Below are 23,915 nucleotides of genomic sequence, written 5' to 3'. Positions count from 1 at the left end.
ATGCAAGCGGACCGGGCGAATTGGGCTGAGCAAAATCATGACGGCATCTCCAAGTCTGATGGTTGCGGTTGGGAATCTGCGAGAAAGCTGAGCAGTGTCGCTGCCCAGTCGAGGCCGACCTCACTGAGCCAGTGCGTGGCGAAGCTCTCGGCACCGTGCTCGGCGAGCAGGGCATCGATGCGTTTCTGCGACTCCGGATCCGACACTCCACAAAGCGCCAGAGCGACCGGCCCCAGACCAAGTTCGAAGAGCCGATTGCCGCGGGTCGATTGGAGGTAATATTGCCGCTTGGGCGTTGCGCGGGCGATCAGTTCGATCTGGCGGTCGTTGAGTCCGAACCGCTCATAAGCGGAGCGCGATTGAGGTTCGATCGCGCGGTCGTTGGGCAATAGGATACGCTGCGGGCAGCTTTCGATGATGGCGGGCGCTATGCTGCTGTCGGCGATATCGGCGAGACTCTGCGTCGCGAACAGCACCGCGACATTCTTCTTGCGGAGCGTTTTCAACCACTCGCGTATGCGCGCGGCGAACAATGGATGGTCGAGGAAGATCCAGGCCTCGTCGAGGATCAGCAGCGTGGGTCGACCATCGAACCGCTCCTCGAGGCGATGGAACAGATAAGTCAGCACCGGCGCGACCACACCCGCCTGCCCCATCAGCGCTTCAGTCTCGAAACACTGGATATCCCCGAACTGGAGCCCGCTTTCGGCGGCGTCGAGCAGCCGACCGTATGGCCCCTCCAACGTGTAGGGCATGAGCGCGGATCGCAACGCGTTGGACTGAAGCAGCAGCGATAGGCCGGTGAGGGTTCGCTCTTCCTCCGGGGCCGAGGCGAGACTCCCCAGTGCCGACCAGGCTGCCTCCTTGATCTCGGGGGTTATGACGATCTTTTCGTGCGCGAACAGCGCGGTGACCCATTCGGCCGCCCAGGCGCGTTCGGCAGGCGCGTCGATGTCACGCAGCGGCTGGAACGCGATACCGCCCTGCCCTCTCGTTTCAGCGCCGAGGCCGAGCGCGTGATGCGCGCCTCCCATGGCCAGTACCGCGGCGCGCGCCGAGTAGCCCTTGTCGAAAATATAGAGTTGCGCACCCTGATAGCGGCGGAATTGCAATGCGATGAGGGCGAGCAACACGGACTTTCCCGCGCCGGTGGGGCCGACGACCAGCATGTGGCCGACATCGCCAACGTGCGTAGACAGCCGGAACGGGGTCGAGCCCGCCGTCTGCGCGGTCAACAATGGTGCCCCGCCAAGATGCGTGTTTTCGGTGGGGCCCGCCCAGACCGATGACAGCGGCATCAGATGCGCGAGGTTGAGCGTGTGGACGAGCGGCTGGCGAACATTGGCGTAAACCTGTCCAGGCAGCGATGAAAGCCATGCCTCGACGGCGTTGATGCCCTCTCGCAAGCAGGTGAACCCGAGCCCATTGACGATGCGCTCGACGCTACGCACCTTCTCGTCGGCGCGAGCGCGGTCGGCATCGGCAACGGTGATCGTTGTCGTCAGATATCCAAACGAGACATAATCGCTTCCGAGCGCCTGGAGCGCGAGATCGGCGTCGATCACCTTGTTGTCGGCGTCGCTGTCGAGGAGTTGCGCTGGCTGGTTGTACATCACTTCGCGCAGGATCGCGGTGATCGACTTGCGCTTGTTGAACCACTGCCGCCGTATCCTGGTCAGCGCCTTGGTGGCTTCGGTCTTGTCGAGTGCGATGAAGCGAGTAACCCAGCGATACCCGAAGTCCTGGTGGTTGAGCGCGTCGAGAATTCCGGGTCGACTAAGGTTGGGAAAGCCCATCACGGTCACGGTACGCAGGTGCAGGTCACCGAGTTGTGGCTCAAGACCACCGACCAACGGCGTGTCGGCGAGCACCCCGTCGAGATACATCGGCGTCTCGGGCACGCCGACGTGATGGCGGCGGGTCGAGATCGTGCTGTGAAGGTAGGTGAGGGTTTCGGCGGACCCGAGTCCACGCACCTCGGGCATGAAGCCGGCGAGCAGATCGAGGATGCGGTCGGTCTCTGCGACGAATGCGGCGAGACTTGCCCGCCAGTCCCTGCCCTTTGCATCCTCGGGCCGCTCGATCATCGACCGGCCTGCCGCGTCTGCACCATCAGCGCCCGGAAGCCACGTCAATGTGAGGTGAAAACGGCTTTCGAAATGGGCGCCCTCAGCCTGGAAGGTCGCGCGGCGCTCCTCGTCGATCAGCCGCGACGCGACGTCCGGAAACACGCTGTCGGGGTACCCAATAGCTTCGCGCCGCTCGGCCTCGAAGAACAGCGCCCAGCCCGAGCCGAAGCGTTTCAGGACGTTGTTGGCACGCGCACAGGCCGAGACCAGTTCCGCCTCTGTCGCGCTCTCCAGATCTGGGCCACGAAACGCGAGCATCCGTTGGAAGCTGCCGTCCTTGTTGAGCACCACCCCCGGTGCCACCAGAGCGGCCCAAGGAAGATGATCGGCCAGCCGGTCGGCACGCTGGCGGTATTCCCGCAGGTTCAGCATGCGAAATACCCCTTCTGCCGGAGGTGGCGGAGCAGGACGGGGGCGAAATCCGGATCGCGCCTGGCGGCGAACACCGCGAGACTGTGCCCGCCCGCCCAGAGGACCAGTCCGACCAGCCATTGCTGGAGCCCGAGGCCGAAGGCGGCGGCGATCGTTCCGTTGACGATCGCGATACCGCGCGGTGCGCCCCCGAGCAGGATGGGCACCCCGAGCGCGCCATGGATCGGCGCCTCGAAGCCGGCGATGTGCTGGCCGGACCCGATCATGCGATCAGCGCCCCGCCGCCGAAGCTGAAGAAGCTCAAGAAGAAGGACGACGCGGCAAAGGCGATCGAAAGCCCGAAGACGATCTGGATGAGCCGGCGGAAGCCGCCTGCGGTCTCGCCGAAGGCGAGGGTAAGGCCGGTGGTGATGATCACCATTACTGCGACGATCTTGGCAACGGGCCCCTGAACGGAATCGAGCACTTGCTGGAGCGGCTGCTCCCACGGCATTCCCGTTCCGGCGGCGGTCGCCTGGTGGGTGACCGTCATCGCCAAGGCGGCGGCGGCACTCAGCATGAGGGTCGAGGAACGACGAGGCAGGCGTGACGTGCGCATAGTCAATCTCCTTGGTTTGCGCTGGTGGAAGTCTCTGAAAGCGCGAGCACGGCGTAATCGCCGTTCGGATCGAGCCCGACGACACGGGCGAGCGTTTCGACGCGGCGCGCGGTGCCGCGGCCGGCGATGAACACGATCGTGTCGATTGCTTCGGCAATCAGCCGCCGGGGAACGGTGACCACGGCCTCCTGCACCAACTGCTCGATCCGATAGAGCGCCGACACCGCGCTGTTGGCATGGACCGTCGCGATGCCGCCGGGGTGGCCGGTGTTCCAGGCCTTGAGCATGTCGAGCGCCTCGGGGCCGCGAACCTCGCCGACGATGATCCGGTCGGGGCGAAGCCGCAGCGTCGAGCGAACGAGATCCGCCATGCTGACAAATCCTGCGCGAGTGCGAAGCGCTACCGTGTCGGCCGCCGGGCATTGCAGCTCGCGCGTGTCCTCGATCAGGATCACGCGTTCGTCGAGATGTGCCATTTCGGCGAGCAGAGCATTGGCGAGCGTCGTCTTGCCCGAACTCGTTCCGCCGACGACAAGGATGTTGCGACGTGCGACCACCGCCAGCGACAACAACCGTGCGGTGTCCGCGGACATGATGCCGTCGTTCACATAATCGATGAGCGTGTAGACGCGCTGCGCCGGCTTGCGGATCGAAAAACACGGCGCGATCGAGACCGGCGGCAACAGTCCCTCAAACCGCTCGCCTGCCCCTTCACCATGAGACGGAAGCTCTGCCGATACGATCGGTGCGGCGCCATGTACCTCGGCGCGCGAATGGCTTGCGACCAGGCGGATGATACGCTCGACCTGAACAGGGTCGAACTGGACCCCGGTGTCGGTCCGGCCTTCGCCCAAACGGTCAAGCCGAAGCGAGCCATCGGGATTGACCATGATCTCGAGCACGAACGGGTCGGACAGTGCCGCGACAATGGCAGGCCCCATCGCGCTGCGCAGCATCGCCCTGCGGCGGTCGGTGGATTCGTCCCGGCTCATGGGAGGACCTCAGATTCACCACCGGCGATCTTGCGCTGACGCGCTTCGACCTGACGTCCGACCTGCCGCACGAATTCGCGGTAGCGCTCCCGCCCCTGCGCAATTCGGGCAGGGTCGTTCTCCGGCATTGGCGGGTTGATAGTGAGCTCGTAGCGAACGAAGGCTGCAAAGCTCTCGAACAGGACGTCGAAGTCGCGTCTCAGCGTTACGAGCTCGCGCTGCAGCCGATCGAACCTTGGACCGAAAGTCTGATCCAGCTCGCGCGTTCCACGTTGTCGCAGGAAGTCGCGCAAAGCATCCTCCACGATCGCCGACTTGGGTGCCCCGGAATCATTGGCGAGTGCTTCGAGCTCAGCGCTCCGGCTTTCACTCAAATAGATGTGATGCCGGGGCTTCATCGACCGTTCCCGAATGCTGGCACCGGGGCGTCGCGTCCCGCGCCTTCATCGATCGCCACCGCCTTGGTGAGCGCGTTCGTCGAGCGCGTTTGGTTGATCGCGCGAAGGTCGGTTCCCGGATCGTCCACCTCGTCGAACATGCCCGCGAAAACCTGCTGTTCAGGTGCGATAGGCTTGGCCTGCGGCTCGTCGGCAAGCTCTGGATGGCGTTGTTGCTGAACACCCCCGTCTTCGCTCGATGCATCGCTAATCGTCGGCGCGGCTTCCTCGAGAATCCGCTCGAGTCGTGGATCTGGCCGGCGCGCGAGGGCCCCCCATGGATTGGTGCGCGGTGCCGGACGATCGGCATAGCCGTCGAGAGCCAGAGTCGGCGGCGCAAGCACGCGACCACGGAAATTCCGGTCCATGAAATAGCGCAATTTGGTAGCCCGGATCGGCGCCATGCCGGATATCAGGACGAGTTCATCGGTCGGCGGAAGCTGCATGACCTCGCCGGGCGTCAGCAACGCACGCGCGGTCTCTTGCCGGCTGACCATGACGTGGGCGAGCCATGGCGCAAGGCGATGCCCGGCATAGTTGCGCATCGCGCGCTGCTCGGTCGCGGTGCCGAGCGCATCGGAGATGCGCTTGGCGGTGCGGTCGTCGTTGGTGCTGAACGCGACGCGCACATGGCAGTTGTCGAGGATCGCGTTATTCTCGCCGTAAGCCTTGGAAATCTGGTTGAGCGACTGTGCGATCAGGAAGGCTCGGATGCCGTAACCGGCCATGAAGGCGAGTGCAGTCTCGAAGAAGTCGAGCCGACCGAGTGCCGGGAACTCGTCGAGCATCATCAGCAATTGATGGCGCCCGGTCTTGGATCTCTCACCATCGAGATGCTCGGTCAGCCGTCGGCCGATCTGGTTGAGAATGAGGCGGACAAGCGGCTTGGTTCGCGAAATGTCGGAAGGCGGCGTGACGAGATAGAGCGAAACCGGACGTTTGCCCTCGATCAGGTCGGCGATCCGCCAGTCACATCGCGACGTGACGGCTGCGATTGTGGGATCACGATACAGGCCGAGGAACGACATTGCGGTCGACAGAACCCCGGAGCGCTCATTCTCCGACTTGTCGAGCAGTTCGCGTGCGGCTGATGCGACAACCGGGTGCACGCGCGGATATTTGTCGTCGCCGAGATGATTGGTGTTCATCATCCGCTTGAGCGTTTCGAGAAACGTACGCTGCGGATCGGACAGGAAGGTCGCGACCCGCGCGAGCGTCTTCTCCTCCTCTGCATACAGAACGTGCAGGATCGCGCCGACCAACAGGGAGTGGCTGGTTTTTTCCCAGTGACTGCGCCGCTCGAGCGCTCCTTCGGGATCGACCAAAATGTCTGCGATGTTCTGGGTGTCGCGCACCTCGTTTTCGCCGCGCCGTACCTCGATCAGAGGGTTGTAGCGTGCGGACATCGGATCGGTCGGATTGAACAGAAGGGTGTGCGAGAAGAGCGAGCGCCAACCAGCTGTCAGCTGCCAGTTTTCGCCCTTGATGTCGTGAACCAGCACCGAGCCAGTCCATGACAACAATGTCGGCACCACAAGCCCAACACCCTTGCCCGAGCGCGTGGGCGCGAACGCCATGACGTGTTCAGGCCCGTCATGCCGCAAGTAGCGACCGTGTAGGATCCCGAGGAAGACGCCGACGTCGCGGAATAGGCCAGCCTTCTCGATTTCATGGACTGCTGCCCAGCGTGCCGACCCGTAGGTAGTGACGTTTCCGAGCGCGCGTGCGCGCCAGAGGGAGCCTCCAATCGCGGCGCCACAGGCGAAAAATCCGCTCGCCCCGGCCAGCATACCGGCCTTGTTGAAGACGCGAGGAGCATAGGCTTCATAGTGATACCACCAGTCGAACAGCGCCCAGGGAGCGTAGATCCGGTGCCCGAAGGCAATCATCCAGGCCGGACCGAGTTCGGGCTGATACGCCAGCATCGCCGCCGCCCACTGCGTCGCGCCCCAGACGCCCGCGATCACGATCGCGAAGACAAGCACAATCTGGCCAACGAGCAGTCTGGTAGGTGTCATTTCGCGAAATCCGGCTACGGCCGCACCACGCGCGCCGATCACGTAAAGTCGCGCGTATCCTGCTTTAGAGGAACGACGCTGCGTGACTTTGCGCGACGATATCGATGCAAACTTGACGTCGTTCCGCCCGGCTTTGTCGCTGCCAGCTTCCGATTGGGCTCAAGAGGCAGGTAAGCTCCCGTTGGCGTACCAGCGGTAGCTACGCGCCATTCCTCGTCGTTCTTGGCCGCCGAGACGAACCATGAAAGCTTCCATAAGGTCATGCGCAGCATCAACTTCGGGGATGACCAGGTTTGGGACATTCCGGTCTTTCGAACCAGCCGCCTTGGACGGCGGCTTCGGCCAGAAGCGGTCATCCCGGATGACGCGATTTAAAACCCGTGTACGCGAAGAATTGGTGGAATAGGCACCGGCAATCTTTTTGGGGTTCGCATAGCTATGATCGGCCCCTCACTGGTGTCGCAACCGTTTGGTTTTGACCCTTGGGGCGGTCGAGTAACTATTAGCCTTAGAAGCTATTCGGCCAAACGTTCGATGATAGGGCAATCGGGGCGATCATTTCCGTGACAGGACTGAGCAAGTTCAGTGAGTGATCGGCGCATTGCTTCCAAGGCGCGGACCTTGCGGCCCAGTTCGGCAGCGCGCGATTGGGCGAGGGCCTTCACTTCGGCGCTCGACCGCGCGCGATCCGACCAGAGTCCCAGCAGCGTGCGGATTTCCTCGATCGGGAACCCCAGGTCGCGCGCGTTGGCGATAAAGCGCAGCCGATGAATGTCGGCATCCGAGTAGTCACGGTAGCTCCCGCGCCGGGGCGGCGCGGGCACCAAACCGATTTTCTCGTAATGGCGAATCATGCGCTGCGAGACGCCGCTGGCATCCGATGCCGCCCCGATGTTCATAGCTTCACCGTGTTCAACCGCAGCGCGTTGAGGACTACGGTGAGGGACGAGAGCGCCATCGCCGCGCCAGCCAGCATCGGCGAGAGCAAAATGCCAGCCACGGGGTAGAGCACCCCGGCCGCGACGGGCACGCCGATCCCGTTGAACAAGAACGAGAAGAACAGGTTCTGGCGGATATTCCGCATCGTCGCGTGCGCGAGCTTGCGGGCACGCACGATCGCCGAGAGATCGCCGCGCGTGAGCGTTATGCCGGCGCTTTCGATCGCGACGTCTGTTCCCGTGCCCATCGCGAGGCCCACATCAGCAGCCGCCAGAGCGGGCGCATCATTGATTCCGTCGCCGGCCATCGCGACCTTGGCACCGCTCGCCTTCAGCTCACCGATGATACGCGCCTTGTCTTCCGGGCGCAGACCGGCGCGCACGTCGTCGAGTCCGCCGACAGCGCGGCCGACCGCATCGGCAGTCGTCTGATTGTCACCGGTCAGCATGATGACGCGAAGCCCCTGCTGGCGAAGCGCGGCAATTGCCTCGCCGGCGTTGTCGCGCACCGGATCGGCGACCGCGAGCAAGCCGGCAAGAGCGCCGTCGATCGCCACCAGGATTACGCCTGCACCGTCGCCACGATGACGATCGGCATCGGCATCAAGCGCCTTGGGATCAGCGCCAATCCGGCTCATTTGCTCGGCGTTCCCGATCACGACCGAACGGCCATTGACCTTGGCGCTGACCCCTAGACCGGTTTGCGAGGCGAAGTCCGTGACCGTGCCGAGCTGCAATTCTCGATCCTTGGCGGCAACGACGATCGCGTGTGCGAGCGGGTGTTCCGATTGCCCTTCGACGGCCGCAGCGAGGGCGAGCATGTCGTTCTCCACGACGGCGCCGATCGTCTGGACCGCGATGAGCTTAGGCTTGCCTTCCGTGAGCGTGCCCGTCTTGTCGATGACCAGTGTATCGACTTTCTCTAGCCCCTGTAGCGCTTCCGCGTTCTTCACCAGAACGCCGGCCTGAGCCCCGCGGCCAGTCCCGACCATGATCGACATGGGCGTAGCGAGACCCAGCGCGCAGGGGCAGGCGATGACAAGCACGGCAATGGCATTGAGCATGGCGTGGCCCATGCGCGGCTCAGGACCGACCAGCGACCACACCACGAACGTCGCGATCGAAACCAGCACGACCAACGGCACGAACCAGCCAGACACCTGATCGGCGACCGCCTGGATCGGGGCACGGCTGCGCTGCGCGTCTGCGACCATACGGACGATGCGGGCGAGCATCGTATCCGACCCGACCGCGCGCGCTTCCATGACCAGGCTGCCCGTGCCGTTGACCGTTCCACCCGTGACGGCCGCCTCGACCTCCTTGAGGACAGGGGCCGGCTCGCCGGTGAGCATGGATTCATCGACCGAGGAGCGTCCCTCGACCACCACGCCGTCGACGGGGATCGCATCCCCGGGACGAACGCGTAGCCGATCACCGGCCGCCACGTCGGCAAGGCTGACTTCCTCCTCGGATCCGTCTGATCGCACCCGGCGCGCCGTCTTGGGGGCAAGATCCATGAGGGCGCGGATCGCGCGCCCGGTTGCAGCCCTGGCACGCAGTTCAAGGACCTGTCCGAGCAGCACCAAGGCTACCACCACTCCGGCCGCCTCGTAATAGACCGGGACCACGCCGCCGTGCATGCGGAAGGTCGGCGGGAAGATGCCGGGCGCGACCGTCGCGACCAGGCTGTATAGGAAGGCTGCACCGACCCCGATAGATATCAGCGTGAACATATTGAGATGGCGGGTGCGAAGCGAGGTCCATCCTCGCTGAAAAAACGGCAAGCCTGCCCACAGTACGATCGGGGCGCTTAGCGCCAGCTGTACCCAAGGCGATGCGGCAGGACTGACGACATGGACGCCGAGCATTTCGGCGACCATCGAGATTGCCAGCAGCGGCACGGCGAGCACGCCCGCCACCCACAGCCGACGTGTGAAGTCGACCAGTTCCGGATTAGGCCCATCATCGAGCGACGGTTCTTCCGGTTCGAGCGCCATGCCGCAAATCGGACACGTCCCCGGTCCCTCCTGGCGGATTTGCGGGTGCATGGGACACGTCCAGATAGCTCCCGGCGTCGCCGTTGGCTCAGGCTTCGGCTTGTTGCCAAGATAGGCGTTAGGGTTGGCAACGAATTTGGTCCGGCAACCGGCGCTGCAGAAATGATAGGTTTGGCCGGCGTGCTCGGCATGATGCGCCGTTTTCGCCGGATCGACCGTCATCCCGCACACCGGGTCCGTAACTGTCGCTGCGCCTTCAGAGACCTTGCCGCCAGCGCAGCAACCTCGAGCCTCAGGGTGATGCTCCTCGTGTTTGGCCGTCTCAGGAGGCCCCTCAGCCGCTCCACCCGAGCAGCAAGCCGCTGGCGCGGAAGAGACATTCGCGGCCGCAGGCTCAGTGGTACTCTGCCCGGAACAGCCGCACCCGCTGGCTTGAGGCGTATGGGAATGAGGGGCGTTCATGGCGTGAGACTCCTTCGACCCGAAAGCATGTAGGGTCTGACATCGTGTCAGGGTCAAGGCCTATCCGCTGCGATGGTCAACTATCGGAATCTACGCGGCCTGGGTCGGTTGCCCTTGGAAACAAACGGCAGTGGTCCGCCGATTGATACATCAGAGCAGGAGGCCGGCAGCCACGAGGACCGCCCGGCCGATCCTCACGTCGCCGATGCAGGGGGAGCGAGGGTCCCCAGCCAGGCGACGAGGCCGAGGATGACGACGATGCACCCGGTCTCGGTGACGAGGCTCGCGCGCAACGTACCCAGAGCCCTGCGATGATCGGCACTGGCGATCGATCGCTCAAAGGTCGGCGTCAACCGAAAGCGGTTGAGGGCGGCAAGACCGAGCATGGCTGCGAACAGCATCAGCTTGGCGAGCAGGAGCTGACCATAGAGCGACTTGCCGAGGTCCGTGAGGTGGTCGACACCGACCAACATCCAGCCGTTGATCAAGCCGGTGACGACGATCGTAGCGACCACGACCGTTCCGACCATCCCGAACCCGTACAGCGCGCGGTGCGTCAGTTCGAGGTGTGCTGCATCGACCCGCGCAGCGGGCCGCGAGACAAGAAGGATCAGCCCGAACAAGGCGCCGACCCAAGTCGCCGAAGCGACCAGGTGCAGAATATCGGCACCGAGGTGAACCCAGCCGATCGCGGCGTCATCCATCGCACCGTGCCCGGTCCATGCCAGCGTGCCGATCGCAACGACGCCGCAAAGGGCGACGATGCACAGCCAGATTCCGTGGCGAGCAATCATCATTGCCGCTACCCCAGCGACGATGAGCGCGACCATGCGGAGCTTCCAGGCCACCCCGATCGCAGAGCCGGTGAGCAGCGCGCCGATCGCTTCGCCATCGATCGGCCACGCTGGCGTTCCCGCCATCGAGGATGCCATCAGCACGATCCAGGCGGCCGAGAATAAGAGGCCGAGGGCGGCGCTGCCGACCAGCCATGCGCGCAGCCCGAGCGCATCACCGCGCTCGTCGGCTCGCAGCCCATAGATGCCGAATGCAGCGAGGCCGAACAGCGCCGCCAGCGTCAGGTAGAGCGCGAAGCGGATGCCGATCAGCGACCAATCGGTCATCGTCTTACTTCACCGCAAAGGCATAGCTTCCGGCGACCTTGTGCGTGTCTGTCGAGACCACCTGCCATGCCACGCTATAGCGGCCGTGCGGGAGCGAGCCGTTGGGAGTGACGATCAGCGTACGACCATCAGGCCCCAGTTTTGCTACGCTGGCCATCTTCATGGCGGCCATCCCAGGCATGGCCGCCATAGTCAGCTCGGCCTTGGAAAAGGCTGGCATCAGCTTTTCGCTGAAATGCAGCTCGATATGCGTCGGCTTGGCAACGGTCGCATTCGCGGACGGGCTCGCAGACAGCAGTTTGGGGTGCGCGTAGGCGGTGCCGGCGAGTGCAAGGCTAGCGGCAGTGGCGATCAGGACAGGGAAGCGGCGCATGGATGGCTCCTTCGTAATAGGGACTATCCTTCGTTACGCGCCCCAATCGACTACCCCTCGAAAGGTCGTGTTGAGGGATTGGGCTACGGCATGCGTAACCTATGCTAGAGGGGTGGAGTGAACGACATGGATGACCTCGACGCAGTGTTGACGAGGATGGCGCACGCTCCCGTGCAAGCCAGCCTCGACGGAATGGAAGCCAGGGTGCTTGCGCGCATCGCGGCGCGGCCAGCGGCGCGAGCCGGCACCGGCATCGGCGCGGTGACGATCGCCGTAGCGCTCGTCATGGGCGTATTTGGCGCGGGCTTTCCGGCCAGAGAGGCCGGGGCTGTGTCTGCGCTCTCGCCACTCGGGCCAATGTCGCCGCTCGCCCCGTCGATCTTGCTTGCCGGCGCGCCATGAGCGGTCGCGTCCGGCTGATAGTGTGCGTGATCGCCTGCTTTGTTGCGGCGATCGGCGGTGTGTTCATCGGGCGGGCACTTCTTCCCTCGCCGGTGCAGCCCGGCGCGGAGCTGCACGAGGTGTTGCATCATAAGCTGGCGCTGGACGCAGACCAGCAGGCACGCCTGCAAGTCTTGGAACAGCGCTTCGCGGTCCAACGACGCGCCTTCGAGCTGGAGTTGCGGGCCGACAATGCCCGTCTCGCGGAGGCTATCGAAGTCGAACACGGCAACGGACCGCGCGTTGTCGCGGCAGTCGATCGGAGCCACGCCGTCATGGGCGAGCTTCAGAAGGCTACGCTCGCGCATATATTCGCCATGCGACAGCTTCTCCGGCCGAACCAGACCGGGCAGTTCGACCAGGCGGTGGTGAAGGCGCTCACCGACGATCAGCGTTGAGTCTAGACTGGACCTCGCTCACCGAGGCCGAGCTTGCGACGCTCAGCATCGCGGGGCGGGAAGCGGCCTTTGCCGAGATCATGCGTCGCCATCGGCAACCGATTTTCCGGATGGTCCGCGCCTGCGTCGGTGAACCCGACGAGGCGCTGGACCTGTTGCAGGAGACCTTCGTCGCCGCCCACCAGGCCATGCCACGCTACGATGGCAATCGGTCGATGCGGGCGTGGCTTTCCACGATCGCGCTCAACAAATGCCGTGATTGGGGACGCAAGCGGACCGTGCGCCGCTTCCTCTCATTCGCGATCCCGGTCGGCATCGAGGCCGAGGCGGTTACAGACGATCAGGTGCCGATCGACGACGCCGCCAGCGATCGGCAGGAGCTGGACCGGGTGACACGCGCCATCGCTGCCCTCCCCGTTGCCTTGAAGGAGCCGCTGGTTTTGCGGACGATCGAAGGCTTGAGCCAGGCGGAAACCGCGGCGGTGTTGTCGATCAGCGAGAAGGCGGTGGAAACGCGGCTTTATCGCGCGCGTGCCAAGCTGCTCGAGCAATTAGGCGATCGTTGAGGGGTAGCGCGACGCACCGCGTATCAAGGCTAGGGGGACATCCCCGATCGAAAGCCTTGAGGATCGTATGAGCCGCATTATCGACCGACGCCAGATGCTACGCGGTGCCGCCCTTGCAGGCGGCGGACTCGCGCTGTCGGCCTACATGCCGGCATGGGCGCAGACCAATTCGGCAGGCATCATCACGCCGCTGCCGACCGTCACCGGCAACGACATTACGCTCCGGATCGCGCGCCAGACGATGATGATCGATGGCCGCGCGTCCAAGGCGATCGGCATCAACGGCACCGTGCCGGCCCCGCTGATCCGGTTGCGCGAGGGGCAGACCGTTCGTCTCAATGTCATCAACGATCTCGACGAGGACAGTTCGATCCACTGGCATGGACTGCTAGTTCCCCCGCAGTTTGATGGGGTGCCCGGCATCTCGTTTCCCGGCATCAAGCCCCGTTCGAGCTTCCTCTACGAGTTTCCGATCCGGCAGAACGGCACGTATTGGTATCACAGCCATTCCGGGCTTCAGGAACAGCTTGGGCATTACGGGCCGATCGTGATCGATCCTGCCGGCGCCGATCCGGTGCAGTCCGACCGCGAACACGTCATCGTGCTGTCCGACCACAGCCAGCTCAGCCCGGCTACCATCTTCCGCGACATGAAAGTCGACCCCGGTCACTTCAACTATCAGCGTCAGACCCTCGCCGGCCTGCTTTCCGGCAAGGATCAGCCGCTCAAGGACCGCGTGGATTGGGGCAGGATGCGGATGGACCCCACCGATATTTCCGACGCGACCGGCCCCGCCTATACCTATCTCGTGAACGGTCACGGCCCGCGCGACAACTGGACCGCGCTGTTCACGCCCGGGCAGCGCGTGCGACTACGCGTCATCAATGCATCGTCGATGACAACCTTCAATGTCCGCATCCCCGGTCTCAAGCTCAGCATCGTCCAGGCTGACGGGCAAAACGTCATGCCGGTCGAGGTGGACGAGTTCCAGATCGGTGTCGCCGAAACCTACGACGCAATCGTCACTCCGATCGACGACCGCGCCTACACGCTTGTCGGCGAGGCGATCGACCGATCCGGCTTGGCGCGCGCCACCCTGGCCCCGCGCCCCGGCATGGCGGCCGAGGTGCCTGCGCTTCGTCCGCGCCCGCTCGCGACGATGAAGGACATGGGCATGGATATGTCGTCGATGGGCGGCATGGATATGTCGAACGGCGGGATGCGCGGCCCCGACCCGACCAATGAGAAAAACCCGTCCGCCGGTCTCACCACCCCCGGCGCCGGCATGGCAGCAGGCGCGATGGGAATGGGCGGAATGCCGCAAGGCGGCACAATGTCAGGGATGGATCATTCGGCGATGAACCACGGTGCGATGGCGACGGGCGGCAGCGCGGGCGGCATGGCGGGGATGGACCATAGTTCGATGGGCGGCCAGCAGGGCATGGCCGGCATGGACATGGGGTCCATGAAGATGCGCGACTTCTCCAAAGCCCCGCAGGTCAAGAAGGGACCGGGTGTCCAGACGATCTCGCCGATGCCGATGGATCGCACCGGCGACCCCGGTCAGGGGCTTGAGAATGTCGGCCACAAGGTGCTGGTCTACCGGGACTTGATGGCGCTGGAACGCAACCCGGACGTGCGGGCTCCCAGCCGCAGCCTCGACATTCACCTGACCGGCAACATGGAGCGCTTCATGTGGTCGTTCGACGGCGTGAAGATGTCCGACATGATGGAGCCGATCCCCTTCCTCGAAGGCGAGCGCGTGCGGATCAACCTCATCAACGACAGCATGATGGGGCACCCGATCCATATCCACGGGCACTTTTTCGAGCTGGTGACGGGGCATGGCGATCATGCGCCGCGCAAACACACCGTCATCGTCCAGCCAGGCGGCAAGGTAACGTGGGATTTTACTGCCGATGCGGTCGGCGATTGGGCGTTCCACTGCCATCTCCTTTACCACATGCACGCCGGCATGATGCGAACCGTGAGTGTCCGTCCGCGGGGAGACGCCGCATGACGCGCCTCGCTCCCATGTTGGCGTCGGTCGCCATGCTCACCCTCGCGGCTCCGGTCGCTGCGCAGTCGATGCAGGGCATGAACATGCCCGGCATGACGATGCCGGCTCAAAAGAAACCTGCGGCCAAATCGTCCGCGCCAGCCAAGCGTGCCAAGGCGAAGCCCGTTGCCGCGAAGCGCAAGGCGCCCGCGAAAACCACGGCTGACCCGATGGCCGGCATGGCGGGCATGGACCATTCGGCGATGCCGGGCATGGCCATGCCCGGCGATGCCTCACAGCCAGCGCCGGGCGCGTCCCAATCCATGCAGGGAATGGAGATGCCCGCGAGCGGCCAAACGGCTCCACAGGGCGCTCAGCAGGCAATGCCGGGGATGAATATGTCCGGCGAGCAGCACAGCGGCCGTGATATGCAGGCCATGCCGGGCATGGTCGGGATGGCAATGTCCGCAATGGAGCAGACCGGCACGGCGCTTTCCGCCGGGAACGCACCGGCTCCCGCGCCGCCGATGGATCATTACGCCGATCGTCAGTTCGCGCCGGCCGATATGGCCAAGGCGCGGCACGACATGATGTTCGAGCAAGGCGGCCAGCCCTTCTACCAGGTCATGTTCAATCTCGCCGAATATCAGGCACGCCAAGGCCGCGACGGATATCGTTGGGATGGCGAGGCGTGGTTCGGCGGTGACATCAATCGCTTGTGGCTGAAAAGCGAGGGCGAGGGCGCGTTACGCGAGGGTGTCGAAAGTGCCGAAGTCCAGGCGCTTTACAGTCGAGCCGTCGGGCCGTACTTCAACCTTCAGGCAGGCGTCCGCCACGACTTCCAGCCGTCACCCAACCGCACCTATGCGACCGTCGGGTTCGAGGGTCTTTCGCCTTATATGTTCGAGGTCGAGGGCGCTTTGTTCCTGTCGACCAAGGGGGATCTGCTCGGTCGCCTCGAGGGGTATTACGACCAGCGCATCACGCAGCGGCTGATCCTTCAGCCGCGGGTCGAGTTCAACCTATCGGCGCAGGACGTGCCCGAAAACCGGCTTGGCGCGGGGCTGACCGACGCCGAGCTGGGGCTCCGGCTCCGCTACGACATCAGGCGGCAGTTCGCGCCCTATATCGGCGTCTCCTATGTCGCACAGACCGGACGTACCGCCGATTTCACACGCGCCGAGGGCAAAGATCCAACCACTACGAGCTTCGTGGCCGGTGTGCGGGTGTGGTTCTGACGATGAAAGACGCGGGGGCGCAAATAGGGAAACACGAAGATGGATAACCACGAGAAAAGTAGCGGAACGGGTTACGGTCGTTTTGCCGCGATGATCGCGACTTCGACCATCGTGATGTTCGGTCTGATGTATCTGAACACCTACACGTGGAGTCACGTCGAATATAGCCAGACCCGAATGTGGATGGCCGTCGTCATGGGAGCGACGATGGCCGTCATCATGCTCGGCTTCATGTGGTCGATGTATAAGAACCGGACCGTCAATTTGGCGATCCTGGCCGGTAGCGTCGTGGTCTTCGCGCTCGCCTTATGGCTGGTCCGCAGCCAGGAGACGGTGGACGACGTGAGCTATATGAAGGCGATGATCCCACACCACTCGATCGCGATCATGACGAGCGAGCGGGCGCACATCAAAGATCCCGAAGTTCGCCGACTGGCCGATGGGATCATCGATGCCCAGGTTCGCGAAATCACAGACATGAAGCGGATGATTGCGCGGCTGGAAGCGCACCCCACGCCGAACGGCGCGCCGGACCTACCGTCCTACCGCGACAAGCAGGTTCCCCCTCCCCCGCCCGAAACCGACGAGAGCGCCGGGGTGAACACCCTACAGCCGATCCGCTGACGGCGTGAGGGATGCGATGTGTGCCGCGTAGAAGGTTGAGTAATCACCGAGGAGATCGAGAATGCGTTTGATACCGATGTTTGCAGCCTTTGCGATCCTCGCCACCCCCGCGCTCGCGCAGCAGGGCGGGATGCAGGGCATGGATCATAGCCAGATGAAGGGCATGAACCACGACGACATGGCCACGATGATGGCCGGCAATCCGTACGGTCAGGCCGAGATGGACATGCACCAGAAGATGATGGCCGCGAAGCAGGGCGACCCATCGGAAATGTGGACCCGCAAGATGATCGAGCATCACCGCGGCGCGATCACCATGTCGCGTGTCGCGGTGCGCGACGCCAAGGATGCCGAGACGCGGCAGATGGCGCAGATGACGATCACCAAGCAGGAAAAGGATATTGCAGAGCTACAGGCGTGGCTCCGCAAGCACGGTAAGCGCCCGCAATAACGGGTGTTGCCCCGCCCTGTTTTCCCAAGCACGGGCAACAGAGCGGGGCTTTCGATTTCATCATGTAACCAAATCGATGATCTCGCGAAGAAGACTTGGCCGATTGACAGTTTCAAAGGCGCCCCGCAGGAAATGCATGTGAAGCGCCTATTCCTTTTCCTGATGCTGATCGGCGTGATGGCCGGGCTTGCTGTGCAGCAGCCGGCCCAGGCGCTTGCCGCCCCGGCAGGTGCGATGGACATGTCAGCGATGGCAACGAGCGACATGGCGTCGATGCCGGATTGCATGTCGGCGATGGAGAAGGACGCATCTCAAAAGCCGTGCAAGTGCGGCTTGGCCGGCTGCATCGCTATGATGGCGTCGGGCGGATCGATGATGCTGTCCGACGCATCGATGGTTCTCCAAGCTGCGGCCCGCTCCGATCGTGACGAGCAGATCGGTATCTTCGCAGCCTTGCGCGGCCGTTCGACCGCCCCCGAGCCAGAACCTCCTTCGATCCTGATCTGATTTCAAGTCCGCGCGCGTGCTCGTCACGCGACCCGGCGCGCATGCGCCGGGTACGACGCGATGTGAACTCAAGGATCAGGACATGACGAAATGCGAACCCCCTTACGCCGCCGCGCGTCGCGCGCGCTGGTATGGCTCGCGCTCGCGTCCGTCAGTATGCCGGCAATTGCCGGACCGCTGACCTTCGACGCGGCGCTCCAGAAAGCGGCTGCCGACGCGCCGTCCATCAAGGCGAAGTCGTTCGGCGCCGATGCGACACGATCGGCGCGAAGCGCCGCAGGACAGTTGCCCGATCCCAAGCTCGCGCTGGGGATCGACAGCTTTCCGATCTCGGGACCGCTCGCGTTCGAGCCGCAGCGCGATAATTTCACCTGGGCGCGCGTCGGTGTCTCGCAGGACATTCCCAATCTCGCCAAGCGTCGCGCGCAACGTGGTCGCGCCGAGGCGGACATTGGCGTTGCCGACGCAGAGACCGGCGTGGAGGCGCGCATCGTCAAGGTCCAGGCCGCGCTTGCCTGGATCAGTCTCGCTTATGCCGATCGGCGACTTGCAGCGCTCGACACGGTGCTCCAACGGCTCGAGCGCTTCGTCAAAGCGTCGCCAGGTGCGGTCGCGTCGGGAGCATCGCGGCCAGCACAGGTGCTCGCCGGGCGCGAAGCCGTTGCGAAATTGCAGGACCGCCGCGACGAGCTGGTGTCGATGGTCGGCCGCGCGCGCGCCGACCTCACGCGCTGGACGGGCGAAGCCGACCCCGACATCGCAGGTCCGATCCCGGATTTCGCGGTAGAGCCATCGCGCCTGCGCGCATCGCTTCGCGAGCATCCGACGTTGGTGTTGGCCGGTGCCACCATCGGTCGCGCGGATGCCGACCTTCGCTTGGCCGAGGCCGAACGGCGTCCCGATTTCGGCGTCGATCTGTCCTACCAACGCCGCGATCCCCGGTTCGGCGATTACGTGTCTGCAGGCGTCACGATCGGCCTGCCGTTGTTTAAAAAGCGGCGTCAGGAACCGTTGATCGCGGCCCGCGCTGCCGATGCCAACAGTGCACGCGCCGGCGCAGATGCCAGTTTGCGCGAGCTGACCGCCGATCTCGAAGCAGGTCTTGCCGATCACGCGATGCACCACGCGCAATGGTCACGTGCCCGCGACGTGCTGCAGCCCCTCGCGGAGCAGCGGGTGACGCTCGAGACCGGGAGTTACAGCGCCGGGCGCGCCACCCTCACCGACATCGCCGACGCTCATGCTGCGCTGGCCGATGCGATCCTCACCACGCTCGATCGCGAAGCGACTGTCGCAGCGGATGGCGCGCGGCTCATTCTCCTGTTCGGGAGCGCCGACCAATGACCCTCACGTCACTTCAACGGTCGCAGCTCGCGGCGACGTTTGCCGCTGTCGCCCTCGTGGCGGGCGCTGGAGGCTATTATCTGGCCGGCACGCGGAATGAGGCACCTGTCGCCGCGACGCCGGATACTCCTCGCAAGCCACTCTATTATTACGACCCGATGGTGCCGCAGGAGCATTACGACAATCCGGATTCCCTGTCGTCGATGGGGATGAAGACTGTACCCAAATATGCCGACGCGAGTAGCGGCCCAACGGCAAAGCCAGGCGTCACGGTCGACCCTTCGGCAATGCAGAGCCTCGGCATTCGGCTTGCGACCGCAACCACCGGCACGTTGGCCGGCACGCTCGATGTGACCGGCGCGATCGACTTCAATCAGCGCGAAATCGCAATCGTGCAGGCACGTGCCGCAGGCTTCATCCAGCGCGTCTATGGCCGCGCACCGGGAGACATAATTCGTGCCGGGGCGCCGATCGCCGACGTGCTGGTCCCCGAATGGGGCGGCGCGCAGGGGGAATATGAAGCGGTGCGCAAAACCGGCGATCCATCGTTGATCGCTGCCGCGCGCCAGCGTCTGCGACTGATCGGCATCCCGGGCGGCGTGGCGGGCGGGCGCGGGATGACCACCATCCGCAGCCCGATCGGGGGCGTTATCCAGACACTAGATGCCCGCGCCGGCGTCACGCTCGCACCCGGCCAGACGCTCGCGCAAGTCAACGGCCTCGGCACGGTCTGGTTGAACGCTGCGGTGCCGGAAGTGCGCGCGAGCGCTGTCAAAGTCGGGCAGACGGCGACGGCTGATCTGGCGGGGTTCGCCGGTGAGCGTTTCATCGGCCGCGTCATTGCCGTCTTGCCGACGACGCAGGCGGACAGCCGAACACTGACGGTACGGATCGAGCTGCGTAACCCCGGTGGTCGCCTGCGCACCGGCATGTTCGCGACCGTCCATCTAGGTGGCACGTCCGACACCGCGCTGCTAGTGCCGAGCGAAGCCGTGATCCGCACCGGCAAGCGCACGCTCGTCATGCTTGCAGACGGCAAGGGTCGTTTCCGACCCGCCGAGGTCCGTATCGGGCGCGAGGCGAGCGGTCAGACCGAAATCCTCGCAGGACTGACGGCAGGGGAGAAGGTCGTCGCATCGGGCCAGTTCCTGCTCGATAGCGAGGCGAGCCTGACCGGCATCGCCGCGCGCCCGATCACGGGGGACACGAAGTGATCGCGCGGATCATCGAGGCGTCCGTCAAGGCGCGCTTCCTCGTCCTGCTCGCAGCTCTCGCGCTGATCGTCGTCGGGGTGGGCGCTTTGCGCTCGACTGCGGTCGATGCGCTGCCCGACCTGTCCGACGTCCAGGTCATCATCCGCACCACCTATCCGGGCCAGGCCCCGCAGATCGTCGAGAACCAGGTCACGTACCCGCTTGCGACGACGATGCTTTCCGTGCCGGGCGCGCGCGTGGTGCGCGGCTATTCGTTCGTCGGCGACAGCTTCGTCTATGTCCTGTTCGACGACGCGACCGATCTCTATTGGGCGCGCAGCCGGGTCCTCGAATATCTGAGCCAGGTGCAAAGCCGCCTGCCCGAAGGTGCAAAGGCATCGCTCGGCCCGGATGCTACCGGGGTGGGCTGGGTCTATGAATATGCGCTGGTCGACCGAACCGGGCGTCATGACCTCGCACAGCTCCGCAGCATCCAAGACTGGTTCCTGCGCTACGAATTGAAGACCGTGCCGGGGGTCGCCGAGGTCGCGAGCATCGGCGGCATGGTGAAAGAGTATCAGGTCGTCCTCGATCCGCAGAAATTGGCCGCTTACGGCATCACCCACGAGGCGGTGACCGAGGCACTGAAGCGCGGCAATCAGGAGAGCGGCGGATCGGTCCTCGAGATGGCCGAGGCCGAATATATCGTCCGCGCGACCGGCTATCTGAAGACACTCGACGATTTCCGCAGCGTGCCGCTCAAGACGGTTGGCGGCGTGCCCGTGACACTCGGCGACGTCGCCACGGTTCAGATCGGTCCGGAAATGCGGCGCGGGTTGGCAGAGCTCAATGGCGAGGGTGAGGTTGCAGGCGGCGTCATCGTGATGCGCCAAGGCAAGAACGCGCGCAAGGTGATCGACGGGGTACGCACTAGGCTCGAGGAATTGAAGAAGAGCCTGCCACCCGGCGTGGAGGTCGTCACCACCTATGACCGCTCGGGCCTGATCGATCGGGCGGTCGACAATTTGCGCAGTAAGCTGATTGAGGAGTTCATCGTCGTGGCGCTCGTCTGCGCGCTGTTCCTCTGGCACGTTCGATCGGCGCTGGTCGCCATTCTCACGCTTCCGCTCGGTATCCTCATCGCCTTCATTGCGATGCGCGTCCAGGGACTGAACGCCAATATCCTCTCGCTGGGCGGCATCGCCATCGCCATCGGCGCAATGGTTGATGCGGCCGTCGTCATGATCGAAAACGCGCACAAGCATCTCGAACATTGGGCGCACGATCATCCGGACGAGACGTTGGCGGGTGCCGAGCGCTGGCGCGTGATCACCGCCGCAGCGGTCGAGGTCGGCCCGGCGCTGTTCCTTAGCCTTCTCATCATCACCTTCTCGTTCGTGCCAATCTTCTCGCTCCAGGGCCAGGAGGGGCGGCTCTTCGCGCCCCTCGCCTTCACCAAAACCTATGCGATGGCAGGTGCAGCAATCCTGTCGATCACGCTGATCCCGGTGCTGATGGGGTTGCTGATCCGCGGCCGCATCCCGTCCGAGAATGCCAATCCGATCAATCGCGTCCTCACCCGCATCTACCGTCCCGCGCTCGACTGGGTACTGGCGCGGCCGAAGCAGGCGCTGGTCATCGCCGGCCTCGTGTTTGCGACCAGCCTCTGGCCGATCAGTCAGCTTGGCGGCGAGTTCATCCCGCAGATGAACGAGGGCGACCTGCTCTATATGCCTTCCGCGCTGCCCGGCATCTCGACCGGCAAGGCCGGCCAGCTTCTCCAGCTCACCGACCGGCTCATCAAGACCGTACCCGAAGTGGAAAGTGTGTTCGGCAAGGCCGGTCGCGCCGATACCGCGACCGACCCTGCCCCGCTCGAAATGTTCGAGACGACGATCCGCTTCAAGCCCAAGGATCAGTGGCGCGCGGGCATGACGCAGGAAAAATTGATCGATCAGCTCGACAAGGCGGTGAAGGTGCCGGGCCTCGCCAATTTCTGGATTCCGCCGATCCGTAACCGGATCGAGATGCTGTCGACCGGCATCAAGAGCCCGATCGGGATCAAGGTGGCAGGGGCGAACCTCGCCGAGATCGACGCGGCCGCGCGCGATATCGAACAGGTCGCGAAGACCGTGCCTGGGGTGGGGTCTGCGCTCGCCGAACGGCTCACCGGCGGGCGGTATATCGATGTCGATATCAACCGGGCCGCTGCGGCACGCTATGGTCTCAACGTCGCCGACGTGCAGTCGATCGTGTCGGGCGCGATCGGCGGCGAGACGATCGGCCAGACCGTCGAAGGGCTCGCGCGTTATCCGATCAGCGTGCGTTATCCGCGCGAGCTGCGCGATAGCATCGAGGGCTTGCGCAACCTGGCCGTGCTGACGCCGGCAGGGCAGCAGATCACGCTCGGCACCGTCGCCGACGTTCGCATCACCGATGGACCGCCGATGCTACGCAGCGAGAACGGCCGACCGGTGACGTGGATCTACATCGACGGGCGCGGCGCGCCGCTCACCACCATCGTTCGTAATCTGCAGAACGCGATCGCCGCCAAGGTGAAACTGCCGCCCGGCGTCAGCGTCACCTATACTGGCCAGTTCGAGTATCTGCAGCGCGCGGTCGAGCGATTGAAGATCGTCGTTCCGGCGACTTTGGTCATCATCTTCCTGCTGCTCTACGCGACCTTTCGCCGACTCGATGAAGCCGCGCTGGTGATGGGCACGCTCCCGTTCGCGCTCACCGGCGGTCTATGGCTGCTTTATCTGCTCGGCTACAACCAATCGGTCGCGACCGGTGTCGGGTTCATCGCGCTCGCCGGTGTCTCAGCGGAGTTCGGCGTGGTGATGCTGATCTACCTCAAGCACGCGCTGGATGCCCGCGGTCCCACACCGGACGATGCCGAGGTCGAGGCTGCGGTGCGCGAAGGCGCCCTCCTTCGCGTCCGGCCCAAGGCGATGACGGTCGCGGTGATCCTGGCCGGTCTGTTTCCGATCCTGATCGGCACAGGCACCGGCTCCGAAGTGATGAGCCGGATCGCGGCTCCCATGATCGGGGGCATGCTAACCGCACCCTTGCTCTCGATGCTGGTGCTGCCGGCAGCGTTCCTGCTGCTGCGGCGCTCCCGGCGATCGTCTCACCCTTCGACCCCAGTCTCACCGCTGCAAAGGAATACGCTATGAAGAAGACCCTGTTGGCATTCGCCGTCCTCGCGGGCCTCACAACGACCACAGCATCGGCGCAGTCGAGCGCTTCCATGCAGGTCATGCCGATGAAGGGGGCCGTGAAGGTCGGTCGTGGCAGTGGCGTCGTGACCGCGCTCGATCCCAAGGCCGCCAAGGTGACGATCCAGCATGGGCCGATCGCGGCATTGGGCTGGCCTGCGATGACGATGGCGTTCACGGCAATCCCACCGGCACTGCTCAAGACCGTGAAAGTCGGACAGCGGGTCGACTTTGCCATGAGGATGCGCGGTTCCGTGGCGGAGGTCACAGCTATCCGACCGCGTTGAGCCGGTGTCAAATAATCGAGGGCCTGGGCCAAGGCGCCGCCGGACAGGTCATGAATTTCGGGGCGGCTGCTCTTGTCCGATCCTGACGTTCGCTACGACGCCATTGAACGTCGTGGTTTGGTCGCGAGCTGTTGGCATTCGGTGTCGCGTGAACGACAGCTATTCAAGGCTCGCTACCTAGAACCGGCGGACCGCAGTCGACCCAAGCG

The 23,915-nt window shown here is 64.3% G+C and carries 22 protein-coding genes; 12 read left to right on the top strand and 10 right to left on the bottom strand.

Annotated features, from left to right (window positions below; translation table 11 throughout):
• Positions 1-35: 35 nt before the first annotated feature.
• From trbE to copC, 10 genes are all read right to left on the bottom strand, one after another.
• A complete protein-coding gene (gene trbE / locus ABIB28_RS15355) occupies positions 36-2,501 on the bottom strand; it encodes a conjugal transfer protein TrbE (RefSeq protein ID WP_354288959.1) in 2,466 nt (821 codons plus the stop codon).
• Complete coding sequence (locus ABIB28_RS15350; protein ID WP_133189169.1) at positions 2,495-2,767, bottom strand: VirB3 family type IV secretion system protein; 273 nt, start codon at positions 2,765-2,767, stop codon at positions 2,495-2,497. Before ABIB28_RS15350 ends, trbE begins: the two co-directional genes overlap by 7 nt.
• Positions 2,764-3,060 carry a TrbC/VirB2 family type IV secretion system protein gene (locus tag ABIB28_RS15345; protein ID WP_354289044.1) on the bottom strand — a complete coding sequence of 99 codons (297 nt, stop codon included), beginning with the start codon at positions 3,058-3,060 and terminating at the stop codon, positions 2,764-2,766. Before ABIB28_RS15345 ends, ABIB28_RS15350 begins: the two co-directional genes overlap by 4 nt.
• Before the next feature lie 41 nt (positions 3,061-3,101).
• Positions 3,102-4,091 carry a P-type conjugative transfer ATPase TrbB gene (gene trbB / locus ABIB28_RS15340; RefSeq protein WP_354288958.1) on the bottom strand — a complete coding sequence of 330 codons (990 nt, stop codon included), beginning with the start codon at positions 4,089-4,091 and terminating at the stop codon, positions 3,102-3,104.
• Positions 4,088-4,489 carry a ribbon-helix-helix protein, CopG family gene (locus ABIB28_RS15335; RefSeq protein WP_354288956.1) on the bottom strand — a complete coding sequence of 134 codons (402 nt, stop codon included), beginning with the start codon at positions 4,487-4,489 and terminating at the stop codon, positions 4,088-4,090. Before ABIB28_RS15335 ends, trbB begins: the two co-directional genes overlap by 4 nt.
• Positions 4,486-6,546: a conjugal transfer protein TraG gene (locus ABIB28_RS15330; RefSeq protein ID WP_354289043.1), complete on the bottom strand. Its 2,061-nt coding sequence runs from the start codon at positions 6,544-6,546 to the stop codon at positions 4,486-4,488. Before ABIB28_RS15330 ends, ABIB28_RS15335 begins: the two co-directional genes overlap by 4 nt.
• Positions 6,547-7,061: 515 nt before the next feature.
• Positions 7,062-7,445, bottom strand: a complete 384-nt coding sequence (gene cueR / locus ABIB28_RS15325) for a Cu(I)-responsive transcriptional regulator (protein WP_140851499.1) — start codon at positions 7,443-7,445, stop codon at positions 7,062-7,064.
• Positions 7,442-9,712, bottom strand: a complete 2,271-nt coding sequence (locus tag ABIB28_RS15320) for a heavy metal translocating P-type ATPase (protein WP_354288955.1) — start codon at positions 9,710-9,712, stop codon at positions 7,442-7,444. The genes cueR and ABIB28_RS15320 overlap by 4 nt, the downstream gene beginning before the upstream one ends.
• Positions 9,713-10,137: 425 nt before the next feature.
• Positions 10,138-11,064 carry a copper homeostasis membrane protein CopD gene (copD, locus tag ABIB28_RS15315; RefSeq protein WP_354288953.1) on the bottom strand — a complete coding sequence of 309 codons (927 nt, stop codon included), beginning with the start codon at positions 11,062-11,064 and terminating at the stop codon, positions 10,138-10,140.
• 4 nt (positions 11,065-11,068) lie between these two features.
• A complete protein-coding gene (gene copC / locus ABIB28_RS15310) occupies positions 11,069-11,437 on the bottom strand; it encodes a copper homeostasis periplasmic binding protein CopC (RefSeq protein WP_133189194.1) in 369 nt (122 codons plus the stop codon).
• 126 nt (positions 11,438-11,563) lie between these two features.
• On the opposite strand from copC, the gene ABIB28_RS15305 reads away from it, so the two are divergent.
• The 12 genes from ABIB28_RS15305 to ABIB28_RS15250 all read left to right on the top strand — a co-directional run bounded on the left by ABIB28_RS15305 (position 11,564) and on the right by ABIB28_RS15250 (position 23,706).
• Positions 11,564-11,839: a hypothetical protein gene (locus tag ABIB28_RS15305; RefSeq protein ID WP_354288951.1), complete on the top strand. Its 276-nt coding sequence runs from the start codon at positions 11,564-11,566 to the stop codon at positions 11,837-11,839.
• A complete protein-coding gene (locus ABIB28_RS15300) occupies positions 11,836-12,276 on the top strand; it encodes a periplasmic heavy metal sensor (protein ID WP_010165212.1) in 441 nt (146 codons plus the stop codon). The genes ABIB28_RS15305 and ABIB28_RS15300 overlap by 4 nt, the downstream gene beginning before the upstream one ends.
• Positions 12,273-12,842, top strand: coding sequence for an RNA polymerase sigma factor (locus ABIB28_RS15295; RefSeq protein WP_010165211.1), 570 nt, complete (start codon positions 12,273-12,275; stop codon positions 12,840-12,842). Before ABIB28_RS15300 ends, ABIB28_RS15295 begins: the two co-directional genes overlap by 4 nt.
• Before the next feature lie 67 nt (positions 12,843-12,909).
• Complete coding sequence (locus ABIB28_RS15290) at positions 12,910-14,862, top strand: copper resistance system multicopper oxidase (RefSeq protein ID WP_354288949.1); 1,953 nt, start codon at positions 12,910-12,912, stop codon at positions 14,860-14,862.
• Positions 14,859-16,079, top strand: coding sequence for a copper resistance protein B (locus tag ABIB28_RS15285; RefSeq protein WP_354288948.1), 1,221 nt, complete (start codon positions 14,859-14,861; stop codon positions 16,077-16,079). Before ABIB28_RS15290 ends, ABIB28_RS15285 begins: the two co-directional genes overlap by 4 nt.
• A gap of 39 nt (positions 16,080-16,118) precedes the next feature.
• Positions 16,119-16,703 (top strand): DUF305 domain-containing protein, encoded by a 585-nt coding sequence (locus ABIB28_RS15280; RefSeq protein WP_354288946.1) that lies wholly within the window; start codon positions 16,119-16,121, stop codon positions 16,701-16,703.
• 76 nt (positions 16,704-16,779) lie between these two features.
• Positions 16,780-17,154, top strand: a complete 375-nt coding sequence (locus tag ABIB28_RS15275; RefSeq protein ID WP_322849789.1) for a DUF305 domain-containing protein — start codon at positions 16,780-16,782, stop codon at positions 17,152-17,154.
• A gap of 132 nt (positions 17,155-17,286) precedes the next feature.
• Positions 17,287-17,661: a hypothetical protein gene (locus ABIB28_RS15270; RefSeq protein ID WP_354288945.1), complete on the top strand. Its 375-nt coding sequence runs from the start codon at positions 17,287-17,289 to the stop codon at positions 17,659-17,661.
• A 90-nt stretch (positions 17,662-17,751) separates the two neighbouring features.
• Complete coding sequence (locus ABIB28_RS15265; protein ID WP_354288944.1) at positions 17,752-19,005, top strand: TolC family protein; 1,254 nt, start codon at positions 17,752-17,754, stop codon at positions 19,003-19,005.
• Positions 19,002-20,219 carry an efflux RND transporter periplasmic adaptor subunit gene (locus ABIB28_RS15260; RefSeq protein WP_354288943.1) on the top strand — a complete coding sequence of 406 codons (1,218 nt, stop codon included), beginning with the start codon at positions 19,002-19,004 and terminating at the stop codon, positions 20,217-20,219. The genes ABIB28_RS15265 and ABIB28_RS15260 overlap by 4 nt, the downstream gene beginning before the upstream one ends.
• Positions 20,216-23,377, top strand: coding sequence for an efflux RND transporter permease subunit (locus tag ABIB28_RS15255; RefSeq protein WP_354288942.1), 3,162 nt, complete (start codon positions 20,216-20,218; stop codon positions 23,375-23,377). Before ABIB28_RS15260 ends, ABIB28_RS15255 begins: the two co-directional genes overlap by 4 nt.
• Positions 23,374-23,706: a copper-binding protein gene (locus ABIB28_RS15250; RefSeq protein WP_354288941.1), complete on the top strand. Its 333-nt coding sequence runs from the start codon at positions 23,374-23,376 to the stop codon at positions 23,704-23,706. Before ABIB28_RS15255 ends, ABIB28_RS15250 begins: the two co-directional genes overlap by 4 nt.
• Positions 23,707-23,915: the final 209 nt, after the last annotated feature.

The organism is Sphingomonas sp. UYEF23 (genome assembly GCF_040546165.1).
Taxonomy (GTDB): Bacteria; Pseudomonadota; Alphaproteobacteria; order Sphingomonadales; family Sphingomonadaceae; genus Sphingomonas; species Sphingomonas glacialis.
This window is presented reverse-complemented; position numbering and strand designations above follow the sequence as displayed.

Bases quoted from the DNA above. Each gene is read 5' to 3' on its own strand.
- ABIB28_RS15290 (WP_354288949.1), top strand. From the start codon at position 12,910: ATGAGCCGCATTATCGACCGACGCCAGATGCTACGCGGTGCCGCCCTT.
- ABIB28_RS15330 (WP_354289043.1), bottom strand. From the start codon at position 6,546: ATGACACCTACCAGACTGCTCGTTGGCCAGATTGTGCTTGTCTTCGCG.
- ABIB28_RS15335 (WP_354288956.1), bottom strand. From the start codon at position 4,489: ATGAAGCCCCGGCATCACATCTATTTGAGTGAAAGCCGGAGCGCTGAG.
- trbE (WP_354288959.1), bottom strand. From the start codon at position 2,501: ATGCTGAACCTGCGGGAATACCGCCAGCGTGCCGACCGGCTGGCCGAT.
- copC (WP_133189194.1), bottom strand. From the start codon at position 11,437: ATGCGCCGCTTCCCTGTCCTGATCGCCACTGCCGCTAGCCTTGCACTC.
- cueR (WP_140851499.1), bottom strand. From the start codon at position 7,445: ATGAACATCGGGGCGGCATCGGATGCCAGCGGCGTCTCGCAGCGCATG.
- ABIB28_RS15250 (WP_354288941.1), top strand. From the start codon at position 23,374: ATGAAGAAGACCCTGTTGGCATTCGCCGTCCTCGCGGGCCTCACAACG.
- ABIB28_RS15285 (WP_354288948.1), top strand. From the start codon at position 14,859: ATGACGCGCCTCGCTCCCATGTTGGCGTCGGTCGCCATGCTCACCCTC.
- ABIB28_RS15350 (WP_133189169.1), bottom strand. From the start codon at position 2,767: ATGATCGGGTCCGGCCAGCACATCGCCGGCTTCGAGGCGCCGATCCAT.
- ABIB28_RS15260 (WP_354288943.1), top strand. From the start codon at position 19,002: ATGACCCTCACGTCACTTCAACGGTCGCAGCTCGCGGCGACGTTTGCC.
- ABIB28_RS15275 (WP_322849789.1), top strand. From the start codon at position 16,780: ATGTTTGCAGCCTTTGCGATCCTCGCCACCCCCGCGCTCGCGCAGCAG.
- copD (WP_354288953.1), bottom strand. From the start codon at position 11,064: ATGACCGATTGGTCGCTGATCGGCATCCGCTTCGCGCTCTACCTGACG.
- ABIB28_RS15280 (WP_354288946.1), top strand. From the start codon at position 16,119: ATGGATAACCACGAGAAAAGTAGCGGAACGGGTTACGGTCGTTTTGCC.
- ABIB28_RS15345 (WP_354289044.1), bottom strand. From the start codon at position 3,060: ATGCTGAGTGCCGCCGCCGCCTTGGCGATGACGGTCACCCACCAGGCG.
- ABIB28_RS15300 (WP_010165212.1), top strand. From the start codon at position 11,836: ATGAGCGGTCGCGTCCGGCTGATAGTGTGCGTGATCGCCTGCTTTGTT.
- trbB (WP_354288958.1), bottom strand. From the start codon at position 4,091: ATGAGCCGGGACGAATCCACCGACCGCCGCAGGGCGATGCTGCGCAGC.
- ABIB28_RS15305 (WP_354288951.1), top strand. From the start codon at position 11,564: ATGGATGACCTCGACGCAGTGTTGACGAGGATGGCGCACGCTCCCGTG.
- ABIB28_RS15270 (WP_354288945.1), top strand. From the start codon at position 17,287: ATGCATGTGAAGCGCCTATTCCTTTTCCTGATGCTGATCGGCGTGATG.
- ABIB28_RS15265 (WP_354288944.1), top strand. From the start codon at position 17,752: ATGCGAACCCCCTTACGCCGCCGCGCGTCGCGCGCGCTGGTATGGCTC.